The sequence below is a fragment of the Pseudomonas sp. NPDC077649 genome (assembly GCF_044542855.1).
Lineage (GTDB): Bacteria > Pseudomonadota > Gammaproteobacteria > Pseudomonadales > Pseudomonadaceae > Aquipseudomonas.
The window spans coordinates 274,111-289,357 of record NZ_JBITVF010000001.1; the positions used below are offsets into that span (position 1 = coordinate 274,111).

General features: G+C 67.7%; 10 protein-coding genes. 5 read left to right on the forward strand and 5 right to left on the reverse strand.

Annotated features, from left to right (window positions below; translation table 11 throughout):
* Positions 1 to 29 precede the first annotated feature (29 nt).
* The 3 genes from ACIGFL_RS01175 to ACIGFL_RS01185 are packed head-to-tail and all read right to left on the reverse strand — an operon-like array spanning position 30 to position 3,666.
* Entirely contained in the window at positions 30 to 227 is a 198-nt protein-coding gene (locus tag ACIGFL_RS01175; RefSeq protein ID WP_397495853.1) for a putative motility protein, read from the reverse strand.
* 16 nt (positions 228 to 243) lie between these two features.
* Positions 244 to 903 carry a peptide-methionine (S)-S-oxide reductase MsrA gene (gene msrA / locus ACIGFL_RS01180; RefSeq protein WP_021442717.1) on the reverse strand — a complete coding sequence of 220 codons (660 nt, stop codon included), beginning with the start codon at positions 901 to 903 and terminating at the stop codon, positions 244 to 246.
* 51 nt (positions 904 to 954) lie between these two features.
* Complete coding sequence (locus tag ACIGFL_RS01185; protein WP_397495854.1) at positions 955 to 3,666, reverse strand: putative bifunctional diguanylate cyclase/phosphodiesterase; 2,712 nt, start codon at positions 3,664 to 3,666, stop codon at positions 955 to 957.
* A 166-nt stretch (positions 3,667 to 3,832) separates the two neighbouring features.
* On the opposite strand from ACIGFL_RS01185, the gene ACIGFL_RS01190 reads away from it, so the two are divergent.
* On the forward strand, positions 3,833 to 4,342 hold the full coding sequence (locus ACIGFL_RS01190) for a hypothetical protein (RefSeq protein ID WP_397495855.1): 510 nt from the start codon (positions 3,833 to 3,835) through the stop codon (positions 4,340 to 4,342).
* Between the two features lie 168 nt (positions 4,343 to 4,510).
* Here ACIGFL_RS01190 and aceF read toward each other — a convergent pair whose 3' ends face one another.
* Positions 4,511 to 6,178: a dihydrolipoyllysine-residue acetyltransferase gene (gene aceF, locus ACIGFL_RS01195; RefSeq protein ID WP_397495856.1), complete on the reverse strand. Its 1,668-nt coding sequence runs from the start codon at positions 6,176 to 6,178 to the stop codon at positions 4,511 to 4,513.
* Positions 6,179 to 6,189: 11 nt separating this feature from the next.
* Complete coding sequence (gene aceE, locus ACIGFL_RS01200; protein ID WP_397495857.1) at positions 6,190 to 8,835, reverse strand: pyruvate dehydrogenase (acetyl-transferring), homodimeric type; 2,646 nt, start codon at positions 8,833 to 8,835, stop codon at positions 6,190 to 6,192.
* A 270-nt stretch (positions 8,836 to 9,105) separates the two neighbouring features.
* Between aceE and glnE the strand changes: the two genes are divergently transcribed.
* From glnE to waaC, 4 genes are all read left to right on the forward strand, one after another.
* Complete coding sequence (glnE, locus tag ACIGFL_RS01205) at positions 9,106 to 12,048, forward strand: bifunctional [glutamate--ammonia ligase]-adenylyl-L-tyrosine phosphorylase/[glutamate--ammonia-ligase] adenylyltransferase (RefSeq protein WP_397495858.1); 2,943 nt, start codon at positions 9,106 to 9,108, stop codon at positions 12,046 to 12,048.
* Between the two features lie 61 nt (positions 12,049 to 12,109).
* The gene (locus ACIGFL_RS01210) at positions 12,110 to 13,033 is read left to right on the forward strand and encodes a branched-chain amino acid transaminase (protein ID WP_397495859.1); all 924 of its coding nucleotides are present in this window, start codon (positions 12,110 to 12,112) and stop codon (positions 13,031 to 13,033) included.
* Between the two features lie 110 nt (positions 13,034 to 13,143).
* On the forward strand, positions 13,144 to 14,178 hold the full coding sequence (gene waaF, locus ACIGFL_RS01215; RefSeq protein ID WP_397495860.1) for a lipopolysaccharide heptosyltransferase II: 1,035 nt from the start codon (positions 13,144 to 13,146) through the stop codon (positions 14,176 to 14,178).
* The gene (gene waaC / locus ACIGFL_RS01220) at positions 14,178 to 15,179 is read left to right on the forward strand and encodes a lipopolysaccharide heptosyltransferase I (protein ID WP_397495861.1); all 1,002 of its coding nucleotides are present in this window, start codon (positions 14,178 to 14,180) and stop codon (positions 15,177 to 15,179) included. The genes waaF and waaC overlap by 1 nt, the downstream gene beginning before the upstream one ends.
* Positions 15,180 to 15,247 lie beyond the last annotated feature (68 nt).

The following is a 15,247-nucleotide window of genomic DNA, read 5'->3' on the forward strand; positions in this document are numbered from 1 at the left end:
ACCCGGCGGGGCCGCTTCGGCGCCGCGTCTCAGGCCATCACGTCGATGCTGTTGCCCAGGTGCGGCGGGTTGCTCGGCGCACTGACCGGGGCGGCCGCCTGCACCAGGCTGGCGACGCCGGACGCCTGCAGCTCCAGGGTCTTGCGCAGCAGCAGGAGCGACATCTGCGCCGAGAATTGCGCCGACGCCTGGCTGGAAACCTGGCTGGCGATACTGCTCAGTTCCATGGCGATCGCCCCTCCTTCAGGCCTTGGGTTCAGGCGGTAGGCATACGCCCGTTCCGCCCAGGCCGCAATAACCGTTCGGGTTCTTCGCCAGGTACTGCTGGTGATAGGCCTCGGCGTAGTAGAACGGCGGCGCCTCGCGGATCTCGGTGGTGATGGCGCCGAGCCCGGCCTTGTCCAGCTCGGCCTGGAAGCGCGCCTGGCTGGCGCGGGCGGCAGCCAGTTGCGCCGCGTCCTGGCAATAGATGGCCGAGCGATACTGGCTGCCGCGGTCGTTGCCCTGGCGCATGCCCTGGGTGGGATCGTGCGCCTCCCAGAACACCTTGAGCAGGGCCTCGAAGCTGGTCTGCCGCGGGTCGAACACCACCAGCACCGCCTCGGTATGCCCGGTCAGCCCGGAGCAGGTTTCCTCGTAGGTCGGGTTCGGCGTATGGCCGCCGGCGTAACCCACCGCCGTGCTGTACACCCCGGGTTGTTGCCAGAAGCGCCGCTCGGCGCCCCAGAAGCAGCCGAGGCCGAATACCGCCTGCTGCAGGCCGGCAGGGAAGGGCGGCTGCAGCGGGTGGCCGTTGACATGGTGCGCCGCGGGCACCGGCAGGGCTTCGCTGCGGCCGGGCAGGGCCTGCTCGGCGCTGGGCAGCTCGAGTTTGTGGGCGAGTATCTGGGAACGCAGAACCATGGCGATCTCCTGAGAAGTGGGCAAGCAGTGGACCAGGCGCGGCGTGGCGCGTTACGTCCGTTGGTCGGATGTGGGCGCCGGGCGGCAGGGGTAGCGACGCAGGCTGTCGATCAGCTCGCGGCCGGGAATCGGCTTGTCGAACAGGTAGCCCTGGCCGACGTCGCACTGCTGGCGGCGGAGGAAGCCGAGCTGGGCGGCGGTCTCGATACCTTCGGCGACCACCTTGAGCTTGAGGTTGTGGGCCATGGCGATCACCGCCGAGGTGATCTCCATGTCGTCCTGATTGTCGGGAATGTCCTTGATAAAGCTGCGATCGATCTTGATCACGTCGATGGGGAACTTCTTCAGATAGCTGAGCGAGGAATAGCCGGTGCCGAAGTCGTCCATCGCCAGGGTCAGGCCCAGACTTTTCAGGCGGCTGAGCTGGTGGCGGGTGTCCTCGGTAGCTTCCAGCAGCAGGCTCTCGGTCAGTTCCAGTTCCAGCAGCCGGGGTTCGAGCTGTTCCTCGTGGAGGATGGCGGCGATGGAGCCGACCAGATCCGGGTCGGAGAACTGCTTGGGCGACAGGTTGATCGCCACCTGCAGCTCGCCCAGGCCGATGGCGCTGAGCTGCCTGCTCATGCGGCAGGCCTGACGCACCACCCATTTGCCGATGGGGATGATCAGCCCGGTTTCCTCGGCCACGCTGATGAACTGGTCGGGGCGGATCATGCCCTTCTCCGGGTGGTGCCAGCGCAGCAGCGCCTCCATGCCCAGCAGCCGGCCGCTCTTGAGGCACAGCTTGGGCTGGTAGAACACCTCCAGTTCGCTCTGGGTCAGGGCGCGGCGCAGGTTGTTCTCGACGAACAGCTTGTAGTTGGCCTCGGCGTTGAGCGCCTCGGTGAACAGCTGCACCTGGTGCTTGCCGTTGGCCTTGGCCTTGTGCAGGGCCAGGCCGGCGTGCTTCATCAGGGTCTGCGGGTCGTCGCCGTGCTGCGGCGCCAGCGCCAGACCGACCGAGCCGGTGATGCTGATCAGCTGGTTGTCGACGAACAGCGGCTTGTCCAGGGTCTGCAGTACCTGCTGGGCGATGCGCTGGGCGGCCTCCTGGTCGCCGCCGTCGAGGAGGATGGCGAACTCGTTGCTGGCGAAGCGCGCCAGGCTGCCCTTGGCGCCGAGGCTGTTGCGCAGGCGCCGGGCGAGGGCCGAGAGCAGCTTGTCGCCGGTCTGGTGGCCGAGGCTGTCGTTGATCCGCTTGAAGTTGTCGATGTCCACCAGCAGCAGCCCCAGCGGCGGTCGCGGGCTGCGCGCGAAGCGTTCCTCGAGGCTGCGGATGAAGGCCAGGCGGTTGCCCAGGTTGGTCAGGTTGTCGGTGTAGGCCAGGCGTTCGATGCGCTGCTGGGCCAGCTTGGCCTCGGTGATGTCTTCGTAGATGCCGATGTAGTGGGTCAGCTCGCCGTCGTCGCCGTACACCTTGGAGATCGACAGCTGGCCCCAGTAGGGCTCCTGGTTCTTGCGCCGGCTGCGGAATTCGCCCTGCCAGCTGTTGTGCTCGGCCAGGCTGGAGCGGGCATCGAACAGCAGGTCGCTGAGGTTGGCCAGCGCCGGCAGCTCGGACAGGCGGCGGCCGCAGACCTCGTCGCCGCTGTACAGGGTGATGGCGGTGAAGCTGGGGTTGACGTATTCCACCCGGCCGTCGCGGTCGACCAGCAGGAAGGCGCTGGCACTCTGTTCCACCGCGCGCTGGAACAGGTGCAGGGCATGGGTGGCGCTGCGCTTCTGCTGGCCGATCAGTACCTGGGCGTACTGGTCGGCCAGTTCGCCGGCGAAGGCGATCTCGTCGGCCTGCCAGGTGCGCGGGCCGCCGCTATGTTCCAGGCACAGCACGCCGACCACCTCGCCGTCGACGCGCACTCCGGCGTCGAGCATGGCGCCGATGCCCAGCGGCTCGAGGTAGCTGGCGTTCAGTTCGGCGGTACGCGGGTCGTGCCGGGCGTCCTCGGCGTCGATGGCGCGGCCGCTGTGCAGCGCTTCCAGGTAGCGCGGGAAGGCGCGCGCGTCGATATCGGCCAGGCGTTCGTGGCGAGCCAGGTCGCGGCGGTACAGGGTCACCGACTCCAGGCTGTGGCTGCCGAGCTTCCACAGGCCGGCGCGGGCTACGCCGTAGACCTCGCAGGCGGCCTGGGTGATCAGCTCGGCGGCCTCCAGCAACGGGTCGCTGGAGACGTAGCGTTGGCGCGCCAGGCGCACGATCAGGCGCTGCTGGGTGCGCGAGCGCTGCAGGTGCTGCAGGTGGTCGTCCTGGGCGCGCTGGTACTGCTGCAGCGAGCTGCGTAGCTGCTGGTTCTGCGCCTGCAGCTCCTGCTCGGGCGGGCTGCACTGGCTCAGGCTCTGGTCCGCCACCAGCAGGTAGCCGCGCAGCAGCTGGCGGTTGTGCTGCTTGAAGGGTTCGCCCACTTCCAGCAGGTTGAGCGCGCCCTGAGGGGTGTGCAGGGTATAGCGCACCAGGTAGTGCGGGCCCTGCAGCAGCTGCTGCTGGATGGCGTCGTGCAGGCGGTAGCGCGCTTCGGGTTCCATCAGGCTGGCGTAGGGGGCATCGACCAGGGCGCACAGGTCGCTGGCACTGATGCCGAGCTGGCGTTCGCAGGCGGGATCGAGAAACAGCAGGGCCCAGCTCGGCTCGTTCAAGCGCTCGAAACGCAACATGCCGAGCCGCGAGGGCACTGGCAACTGCGTCACAACCTCGGCTGCCGAACGGGTGCCGGCATCGGGATGGCTTTTCATTGGGCGGCGGGCTTCCAGTATGCTGACCGGGCTAGGCATCCGTTCTCGGTACGGGGCCGCCGCTGCCTGGGGCAGCCGCGGTGCGGACGGAGGCTCGGGCTCAGGCCTACTTCACTATAGCGTTCGGCAAGGGTGCATCATGCAATCGATACTGACAAGAAAACTGATGGCCCTGGCCCTGCTGGGCGCGCTGTTCGCTGCCGCGCCGGCGACTGCCGCCGACGCCGAAGCGGTCGCCGGGTTGCAGGGCGACGAGCAGGCCGCCTACCTGGACGGGCTCAAGCGCCTGTACCTGACCGCCGACGAGCGCCAGGCGCTGCTCGCCCACAGCAACGCGCTGCTCGACACCTATGCGCTGCGCGCCGCCTACCAGGTCGGCCAGGCGCAGCGTCAGGATCTGCTCTACCGCATCGGCATCGGCGTGCCCGGCGAGCTGATCCTGCGCGAGGAAAGTCGTGGCGCCCAGGGCACCGCCATCGCCGTGCGCAACCAGCGCGTGTCGGTGTTTGGGGTCGATCCCTTTATCCGCTACGAATGCCCGGCCGGCGGCATCCGTTGCGTGCTGATCAACCCCGGCGACGGCAGCCCGCTACTGAGCATCCTGCGCGATCACCAGGGCGCGGCCGAGTTGGCCAAGGCGCTGAGCTTTCTGATTCGCAACGTGCAGCGCGGCTAGCACTATGGAGTGCTGTAGGGCGGACATGCCGAGGGCCTGTCCGCCATTGGTGCCGCAGTGGTGGACAAGGCATTGCCATGTCCGCGGGGCTGAAAGGTAAAAAAACCCCGCCTGAACGGGCGGGGTTGAGGATACGAGCGTGGCGTGCTCGAAAGGTGGTGCGCGACCTTACAGCAGCAGGGTGCGGATATCCGCCAGCAGCTGCGACAGGCGCTGGGTGAAGCGAGCGGCGGCGGCGCCGTTGATCACCCGGTGGTCGTAGGACAGTGACAGCGGCAGCATCAGGCGCGGCTGGAAGGCCTTGCCGTCCCATACCGGCTGCATGCTCGCCTTGCTCACGCCGAGAATCGCCACCTCAGGCGCGTTGACGATCGGCGTGAAGCCGGTGCCGCCAATATGACCGAGGCTGGAGATGGTGAAGCAGGCGCCCTGCATGTCGTCGGCCGACAGCTTCTTGTTGCGCGCCTTCTCCGCCAGGGCAGCGGCTTCGCCAGCAAGCTGCAGCAGGCTCTTCTGGTCGACGTTCTTGATCACCGGCACCAGCAGACCGTCCGGGGTATCCACGGCGAAGCCGATATGCACGTACTTCTTGCGGATGATCGCCTTGCCGCTGGGGGCCAGCGAACTGTTGAAGTCCGGCAGCTCCTTGAGCAGGTGGGCGCAGGCCTTGAGCAGCAGCGGCAGCACAGTGAGCTTGACCCCGGCCTTCTCGGCCACGGCCTTCTGCGCCACGCGGAAGGCTTCCAGCTCGGTGATGTCGGCCGACTCGAACTGGGTCACGTGCGGCACGTTGAGCCAGCTGCGGTGCAGGTTGGCGGCGCCGACCTGCATCAGGCGGGTCATCGCCACTTCCTCGATTTCGCCGAACTTGCTGAAGTCCACCGCCGGGATCGGCGGGATGCCGGCACCGCCGGTGGCGACACCCGCCTCGGGCGCGGCCTTGGCCTTGCTCATCATGGCCTTGACGTAGGCCTGCACGTCTTCCTTGAGGATGCGGCCTTTCGGTCCGGTGCCGGTGATGTCGGCCAGGTCGACGCCGAAGTCGCGCGCGGTCATGCGTACGGCAGGCCCGGCGTGCACCTTGGCGGCGTCGCGCTTGGGTGCATTGGCAACTTCGGCGGCGGCGGCCGACAGCGCGGCGATGGCGCGCACTTCGGCGGCCACTTCCGGTGCGGCGCCTTCCGGCACGCGGTGCACCTCCTGGCTGGCCGGCGCGGCGGCGGGCGCCGCGGCCGGTGCGGCAGGCGCACTACCGGCCACCTTGAGCTTGATGATCAGGTCGCCGGTGCCGACTTCGGAATCCAGCTTGACCAGCACTTCCTCTACCACGCCGGCGGCCGGCGAGGGGATTTCCATGCTGGCCTTGTCGGACTCGAGGGTGATCAGCGACTGGTCGGCTTCGATGCTGTCGCCGGCCTTGACCAGGACCTCGATGACCTTGACCTTGCCGTCGGTGCCGATGTCCGGCACGTGCACGTCCTGCACGCTGCTGGTGGCAGCGGCGGCCGGCGCCGGAGCAGCGGCCGGAGCGGGTGCGGCGGCAGCCTTGGGGGCCTCGGCCGGGGCGGCTTCGACCTTGGCCGCAGGCGCCGCCTCGGCGCCGCCTTCGACTTCCAGCACCAGCAGCTCGTCGCCCTCTTTCAGGCGGTCGCCGAGCTTGACCTTCAGTTCCTTGACCACGCCGGCCTTGGGCGCCGGGATTTCCATGCTGGCCTTGTCCGACTCCAGGGTCAGCAGGCTCTGGTCGGCTTCGATACGGTCGCCGACCTTGACGAACAACTCGATAACTTCACCCTCACCGCTGCCGATGTCGGGTACGCGAATCAATTCACTCATCGCTACGCTCCTCAGCAGTCCAGGGGGTTGGCTTTATCGGGATCGATGCCGAACTTGGCGATGGCGTCGGCCAGCACCTTGGCTTCGATCTCGCCACGGTCCACCAGGGCTTCCAGGGCGGCCAGGACGACCCAGTAGCGGTCCACCTCGAAGAAGTGACGCAGCTTCTTGCGGCTGTCGCTGCGGCCGAAGCCGTCGGTGCCCAGTACCTTGTACTCCTTGCTCGGCACCCACTGGCGCACCTGCTCGGCGAACAGCTTCATGTAGTCGGTGCTGGCCACCACCGGGCCCTTGCGCCCGGACAGGCACTGCTCGATGTAGGCCTGCTTGGGCTTCTGCCCCGGGTGCAGACGGTTGATGCGCTCCACGGCCAGGCCGTCGCGGCGCAGTTCGTTGAAGCTGGTGACGCTCCATACGTCGGCGCCGATGTTGAACTCCTCGCGCAGGATCTTCGCCGCCTCGCGCACTTCGCGCAGGATGGTGCCGCTACCCAGCAGCTGCACGTGGTGGGCGGCCTCCTTCTTGTCTTCCTCGAGCAGGTACATGCCCTTGATGATGCCGGTCTCGACGCCTTCCGGCATGGCCGGCTGCTGGTAGGACTCGTTCATCACGGTGATGTAGTAGAAGACGTTCTGCTGCTCCTCGATCATCTGCCGGGTGCCCTCGCGGATGATCACCGCCAGCTCGTAGCCGTAGGTCGGATCAAAGGTGCGGCAGTTGGGGATGGTCGCGGCCATCAGGTGGCTGTGGCCATCCTCGTGCTGCAGGCCCTCGCCGTTGAGCGTGGTACGTCCGGCGGTGCCGCCGATGAGGAAGCCGCGGGTGCGGCTGTCGCCGGCCGCCCAGGCCAGGTCGCCGATACGCTGGAAGCCGAACATCGAGTAGAAGATGTAGAACGGCAGCATCGGCTGGTTGTGGTTGGAGTAGGAGGTACCGGCGGCGATGAACGAGCTCATGGCGCCGGCTTCGTTGATGCCTTCCTCGAGGATCTGGCCCTTCTTGTCCTCGCGGTAGAACATCACCTGATCCTTGTCCACCGGCTCGTACAGCTGGCCGACCGAGGAGTAGATGCCGAGCTGGCGGAACATGCCTTCCATGCCGAAGGTGCGTGCCTCGTCCGGGATGATCGGCACGATGCGCTGACCCAGCTCCTTGTCCTTGACCAGTTGCGCGAGGATGCGCACGAAGGCCATGGTGGTGGAGATTTCGCGGTCGCCCGAGCCGTCGAGGATGGCCTTGAGGGTATCCAGCGGCGGGGTCGGGATGCTGAAACTGTTGGGCCGGCGCTGCGGCACGAAACCGCCGAGGGCGGCGCGGCGCTCGTGCAGGTACTTGTACTCGGGGCTGCCCGGCTCCGGCTTGACGAACGGCAGCTTCTCCAGCTCCTCGTCCTTGACCGGGATGTCGAAGCGGTCGCGGAACTGGCGCAGGCTGTCGACGTCGACCTTCTTGGTGTTGTGCGCGGTGTTCTTCGCTTCACCGGCGCCGGTGCCGTAGCCCTTGATGGTCTTGGCCAGGATCACGGTGGGCTGGCCCTGATGGTTGACCGCCTGGTGGTAGGCCGCATAGACCTTGTACGGGTCGTGGCCGCCGCGGTTGAGCTTCCAGATCTCGTCGTCGGACAGGTCCTTGACCATCTCCTTGAGTTCCGGGGTGTTGAAGAAGTTGTCGCGCACGTAGGCGCCGTCTTTGGCCTTGTAGTTCTGGTATTCGCCGTCGACCACCTCGTCCATGCGACGCTGCAGGGCGCCGTCCTTGTCCTTGGCGAACAGCGGGTCCCAGAAGCGGCCCCAGACTACCTTGTTGACGTTCCAGCCGCCGCCGCGGAACACGCCTTCGAGTTCCTGGATGATCTTGCCGTTGCCGCGTACCGGGCCGTCGAGGCGCTGCAGGTTGCAGTTGATGACGAAGATCAGATTGTCCAGCTTCTCGCGGCCGGCCAGGGCGATGGCGCCGAGGGATTCCGGCTCGTCGCACTCGCCGTCGCCCATGAAGCACCAGACCTTCTGCTTGCCGGCGGGGATGAAGCCGCGCGCCTCCAGGTACTTCATGAAGCGCGCCTGGTAGATCGCCTGGATCGGGCCCAGGCCCATGGACACGGTGGGGAACTGCCAGAACTCCGGCATCAGCCAGGGGTGCGGGTAGGAGGACAGGCCCTTGCCGTCCACCTCGCGGCGGAAGTTCTGCATCTGCTCTTCGCTGATGCGCCCTTCCATGAAGGCGCGGGCGTAGACGCCGGGGCTGGCGTGGCCCTGATAGAACACCAGGTCGCCGCCGTGTTCGTCGGTCGGGGCCTGGAAGAAGTAGTTGAAGCCGATGTCGTACAGGGTCGCCGAGGAGGCGAAGCTGGAAATATGGCCGCCCAGATCCGGATCGTCCAGGTTGGTGCGCATCACCATGGCCAGCGCGTTCCAGCGCACCAGCGAGCGGATGCGCCGCTCCATGAACAGGTCGCCGGGCATGCGCGCTTCGTGGGTGACCGGGATGGTGTTGCGGTACGGCGTGGTGATCGCGTAGGGCAGTTGCGCACCGCTGCGGGTGGCCAACTCGCCCAGACGGGTCATCAGGTAATGGGCACGGTCTTCACCCTCACGGTCGAGGACGGATTCAAGGGCGTCCAGCCATTCCTGGGTTTCGATCGGATCGAGGTCTTGCATGGCTTGCTCCAGGGCGGAAAGGCTTCCAGAATCGGAGGCCAGTTGGGTCTCGCCGGCTTTTTGGGCGGGCGAGTTGAATTCTTGGATTTACCGGGGGTAGGACCGGCCGCTTGTAGTTTTACTACATTTCGACGGCGGATTCAGCCCTCTGGATACAATTCTTTAGTAGTAAAACTACAATCCGCGCCGCTGCCGGCCGTGCGCGCCCCGCAGGAGCGGGGTTCCGGGTGAACCCGCCATGCGTCCGGCAGTCCGCGAAAAGGATAGACCATGAGCCTGCCGTTGCCGGTCGAGTTGCCCCCCTCCCTGATCCCCCTGGCCGAGCGCGCCGAGCAGTCACTGCAGGCGGCGCTGGCCGAGCATGAGGGCCTGCCCGCGCAGTGGGCCGCCTGGCCGGCGCCGCGTCGCGAGGCCTGGCGACGAGTGGCGGCGCTCAGCGATTTCGTCGCCGAGCAGGCGCTGCGCGATCCGGCGATGTTCCTTGCCCTGGGCGCGGCCGGCGAACTGGAGCGCAGCCTGGCGCCGGGCGAGCTGCGCGAGCAGCTGGCGGCGCAACTGGCCGACTGCGCCGACGAGGAGGCGCTGGGCCGCTGCCTGCGGCGTTTCCGCAACCGCCAGCAGCTGCGCATCATCTGGCGCGACATCAGCCGCCAGGTGCCGCTGAGCGAAACCTGCCGCGACCTCTCCGACCTTGCCGACGCCAGTATCGACCTGGCCTACCACTGGCTCTACCCGCGTCACTGCGCGCAGTTCGGCACGCCCATCGGCCGGCGCAGCGGCCAGGCGCAGCACATGGTGATCCTCGGCATGGGCAAGCTCGGCGCCTTCGAGCTCAACCTGTCCTCGGACATCGACCTGATCTTCGGTTACCCGGAAGGCGGCGAGACCGAGGGGGTCAAGCGGCCGCTGGACAACCAGGAGTTCTTTATCCGTCTCGGGCAAAAACTCATCAAGGCTCTGGATGCCATCACCGTCGACGGCTTCGTCTTTCGCACCGACATGCGCCTGCGCCCCTACGGCTCGAGCGGCGCGCTGGTGTTCAGCTTCAACGCGCTGGAACAGTACTACCAGGACCAGGGCCGCGACTGGGAGCGCTACGCCATGATCAAGGCGCGCGTGGTCGGCGGCGACCAGGTCGCCGGCGCCGAGCTGCTGGAGATGCTGCGGCCCTTCGTCTACCGGCGCTACCTGGATTTCTCCGCCATCGAGGCGCTGCGCGCGATGAAGCTGCTGATCCAGCAGGAGGTGCGGCGCAAGGGCATGAGTGAGAACATCAAGCTCGGCGCCGGCGGCATCCGCGAGATCGAGTTCATCGCCCAGGCCTTCCAGCTGATTCACGGCGGGCGCGACCTCAGCCTGCAGCAGCGGCCGCTGCTCAAGGTGCTGGCGACCCTGGAGGGTCAGGGCTATCTGCCGCCGGCGGTGGTGGCGGAGATGCGCGAGGGCTACGAGTTCCTGCGCTACACCGAGCACGCCCTGCAGGGCATCGGCGACCGGCAGACGCAGATGCTGCCGGCCGACGCGCGCGACCAGGCGCGGGTGGCGACCATCATGGGCTTTGCCGACTGGGCGAGTTTCCATGAGCGCCTGATGCACTGGCGCGGACGCATCGAATGGCACTTCCAGCAGGTGATCGCCGACCCCGACGAGGACGAGGCGCAGGGCGGCGAGGCCTGCGTCGGCGCCGAATGGCTGCCGCTGTGGGAGGAGGCGCTGGACGAGGAGGGTGCCTGCCGCCAGCTGCAGGAGGCGGGTTTTGCCGAGCCGGCCACCGCGCTCAAGCGCCTCGGCGACTTGCGCAACGGCCCGCAGGTGCGCGCCATGCAGCGCCTCGGTCGCGAGCGCCTGGATGCCTTCGTGCCGCGCCTGCTGGCGCAGACCGTGGAGCACGAAGCGCCGGACCTGGTGCTGGAGCGGGTGCTGCCGCTGGTGGAAAAGGTGGCGCGACGCTCGGCCTACCTGGTGCTGCTCTCCGAGAACCCCGGCGCGCTGCAGCGGCTGATCGCCCTGTGCGCCGCCAGCCCGTGGATCGCCGAGCAGATCGCGCGTTTCCCGCTGCTGCTCGACGAGCTGCTCAACGAGGGTCGCCTGTATCACCCGCCGCTGGCGCCGGAGCTGGCCGCCGAGCTGCGCGAGCGGCTGATCCGCATTCCCGAGGACGACCTGGAGCAGCAGATGGAGGCGCTGCGTCACTTCAAGCTGGCCCACAGCCTGCGCGTGGCGGCCTCGGAGATCGCCGGCACGCTGCCGCTGATGAAGGTCTCGGACTACCTGACCTGGCTGGCCGAGGCCATTCTCGACCAGGTGCTGGCGCTGGCCTGGCAGCACACGGTGCAGCGTCATGGCCGGCCGTTTCGTACCGATGGTACGCCCTGCGACCCCGATTTCATCATTGTCGGCTACGGCAAGGTCGGCGGCCTGGAGTTTGGCCACGGCTCGGATCTGGACCTGGTGTTTATCCACGATGGCGATCCGCAGGCCGAGACCGATGGCGCCAAGCCCATCGATGGCGCGCAGTTCTTCACCCGCCTGGGCCAGCGCATCATTCACCTGCTGACCACCCAGACCACCTCCGGCGCGCTCTACGAGGTGGACATGCGCCTGCGGCCTTCGGGGGCGGCGGGGCTGCTGGTCAGTTCGCTCGGCGCATTCCAGCGCTACCAGGAGAGCGAGGCCTGGACCTGGGAGCACCAGGCGCTGGTGCGCGCGCGGGTGCTGGTGGGCTGCGAGCGGCTGGCCGGCGAGTTCGCCCGGGTGCGTGGCGAGGTGCTCGGCCGCCGGCGCGATATCGCCGCGCTACGCAGCGAGGTCAGCGAGATGCGGGCGAAGATGCGCGACAACCTCGGCACCCGCGCCACCGCCGCCGGCACCGCGGAGAATGCCTTCGAGGCCACGGCCTCCTTCGATCTGAAGCAGGATGCCGGTGGTATCGTCGATATCGAATTTATGGTGCAATACGCGGCCCTGGCCTGGTCGTGGCAACACCCGCAGCTGCTCGAGTTCACTGACAATATCCGCATTCTGGAAGGGCTGGAGCGGGTCGGTCTGATGTCCCCCGAGGATGCCGGTCTGCTGCGCGAGGTCTACAAGGTTTACCGCTCGGCCGCCCACCGCCAGGCGCTGCAGAAGCAGCCCGGGGTGGTGCCGGGCGATCAGTTCCAGGCCGAACGCCGCGCCGTGATGCGCCTTTGGCGGCAGCTGGAACTGAGCTGAATAACGGGGGCGATGGCCCCGAGCATGATTGAACCGCGAAGCGAATTGAGGAGCAGGCAAGATGTCGATGTCCGACCGTGATGGCGTGATCTGGTACGACGGCGAGCTGGTGCCGTGGCGCGAAGCCAACACCCATGTGCTGACCCACACCCTGCATTACGGCATGGGCGTGTTCGAGGGCGTGCGCGCCTACAACACCCCGGACGGCACCGCCATCTTCCGCCTGCAGGCGCACACCGACCGCCTGTTCGATTCGGCGCATATCTTCAACATGCAGATCCCCTTCTCCAAGGAAGAGATCAACCAGGCGCAGCGCACCGCGGTGCGCGAGAACGGCCTGGAAAGCGCCTATCTGCGTCCGATGGTGTTCTTCGGCAGCGAGGGCATGGGCCTGCGCGCCTCGGGTCTCAAGGTGCACGTGATCGTCGCCGCCTGGCACTGGGGCGCCTACATGGGCGAGGAAGCGTTGGTCAACGGCATCAAGGTGCGCACCAGCTCCTACACCCGCCACCACGTCAACATCTCCATGACCCGCGCCAAGGCCAACGGCAACTACATCAACTCGATGCTGGCCCTGCAGGAGGCCATCTCCGGCGGCGCCGACGAGGCCATGCTGCTGGATCCGGAAGGCTACGTGGCCGAGGGTTCGGGCGAGAACATCTTCCTGGTCAAGGACGGCGTGGTGTACACCCCGGAAGTCACGTCCTGCCTCAACGGCATCACCCGTAGCACCATCCTGACCCTGGCCGGCGAGCTGGGCATCAAGGTGGTGGAGAAGCGCATCACCCGCGACGAGGTGTACATCGCCGACGAGGCCTTCTTCACCGGCACCGCCGCCGAAGTCACGCCGATCCGCGAAGTCGACGGCCGGCAGATCGGCATCGGCCGCCGCGGCCCGGTCACCGAGAAGCTGCAGAAGGCCTACTTCGACCTGGTCACCGGCAAGACCAGTGCTCACGCCGAGTGGCGCACTCTGGTGAAGTGACCCGTAGGTTGGGCTGAGCGCGCAGCGAAGCCCAACATGGCGCCGACCCAGGCCATGCCCGTTGGGCTTCGTCGCTTCGCTCCTCAACCCAACCTACCGATATTGCCCGTATGAAAATTCTGATTGTCGGCCCCAGCTGGGTCGGTGACATGGTAATGGCGCAGACCCTGTTCGTCTGCCTCAAGCAGCGCCATCCCGGCTGCGAGATCGACGTGCTGGCGCCCGACTGGAGCCGGCCGATTCTCGAGCGCATGCCCGAGGTGCGCGCCGCCCTGAGCCTGCCGCTCGGCCATGGCGTGCTCGATCTGGCCACCCGCCGGCGCATCGGCAAGTCGCTGGCCGGCCAGTACGACCAGGCGATCCTGCTGCCCAATTCGCTGAAATCCGCGCTGGTGCCCTGGTTCGCCGGTATCCCCCAGCGCACCGGCTGGAAGGGCGAGCTGCGCTACGGCCTGCTCAACGATATCCGCACGCTGGACAAAGACCGCTATCCGCTGATGATCGAGCGCTTTATGGCGCTGGCCTATGAAGATGGCGCCGAGATTCCTCAGCCCTATCCGCAGCCGCGTCTGCAAATCGATGAGGGCAGTCGTCAGGCGGCGCTGGCCAAGTTCGAGCTGCAGTTGGATCGCCCGGTGCTGGCGCTGTGCCCCGGCGCCGAGTTCGGCGAGGCCAAGCGCTGGCCGGCCGAGTACTACGCCAAGGTGGCCGAGATCAAGATCCGCGCCGGCTGGCAGGTGTGGCTGTTCGGCTCGAAGAACGACCACGCCGGCGGCGAGGACATCCGCATGCGCCTGATTCCCGGGCTGCGCGAGGAGGTGGTCAACCTTTCCGGGCAGACCAGCCTGGCCGAGGCCATCGACCTGATGTCGGCGGCCGGCGCGGTGGTGTCCAACGATTCCGGGCTGATGCACGTGGCGGCGGCGCTCAACCGGCCGCTGGTGGCGGTGTACGGCTCCACCTCGCCGGGCTTCACCCCGCCCCTGGCCGACCAGGTCGAGATCGTCCGCCTGGGTCTGGACTGCAGCCCCTGCTTCGACCGCACCTGCCGCTTCGGCCACTACAACTGCCTGCGCGAACTCAAGCCGCGGCCGGTGATCGAGGCCCTCGATCGCCTGGTGGGCGACCCGGTCGAGGTCGAGTAGTGCGGGTACTGATCGTCAAGACCTCGTCGCTGGGCGACGTGGTGCATACCCTGCCGGCGCTCACCGATGCGGCGCGGGCGATTCCCGGCATCCGCTTCGACTGGGTGGTGGAGGAGGGCTTCGCCGAGATCCCCGCCTGGCACCCGGCCGTGGCCCAGGTGATTCCGGTGGCCATCCGCCGCTGGCGCCAGCATCCGCTGCGCACCTGGCGCAGCGGTGAGTGGAAACGCTTCAAGCAGCGCCTGGGCGAGACTCGCTACGACCTGGTGATCGACGCCCAGGGCCTGCTGAAAAGCGCCTGGCTGACCCGTTACGTCAAGGCGCCGGTGGCCGGGCTGGATCGCGATTCGGCGCGCGAGCCGCTGGCCAGCCGTTTCTACGACCACCGTTACGCGGTGGCCAAGGATCAGCACGCGCTGGAGCGGGTGCGCCAGCTGTTCGCCCAGGCGCTGGATTACCCGTTGCCGGCCGGCACCGGCGATTACGGGCTGAACCGCGCGGCGATGGCGGACGGCGCCGCGCAGCCCTATCTGCTGTTTCTGCACGGCACCACCTGGGCCAGCAAGCACTGGCCGGAGGCCAACTGGCGCGCCCTGGCCGAGCGCATGGACGCCCTCGGCTGGGCGGTGCGCCTGCCCTGGGGCAACGAGACGGAGAAGGCGCGCGCCGAGCGCATCGCCGCCGGCCTGACCCATGCCGCCGTGCTGCCGAAGTTGAACCTGGCCGGGGTGGCCAAGGTGATCGCCGGCGCCAGCGCCTGCGTGGCGGTGGACACCGGCCTCGGCCACCTGGCCGCGGCGCTGGATGTGCCGAGCATCTCGCTGTACGGCCCGACGCTGCCGGGCAAGGTCGGCGCCTACGGCCGCAGCCAGGTTCACCTGTGCGCCAGCGGCCCCGGCGCCGGCAGCGGCGATCGCCATACACCCTGTTTCGACGGCCTGGACGCTGAGCGCGTAGGCACCGAACTGGAGGCGCTGTTGCTGGCGCCGGAGACCCTCTGATGCCGTCATGCAATCGCAGGTTGCCGAGCGCGGCGACGCCCGAATCGGCCTATCGTTGGACTTCGCAC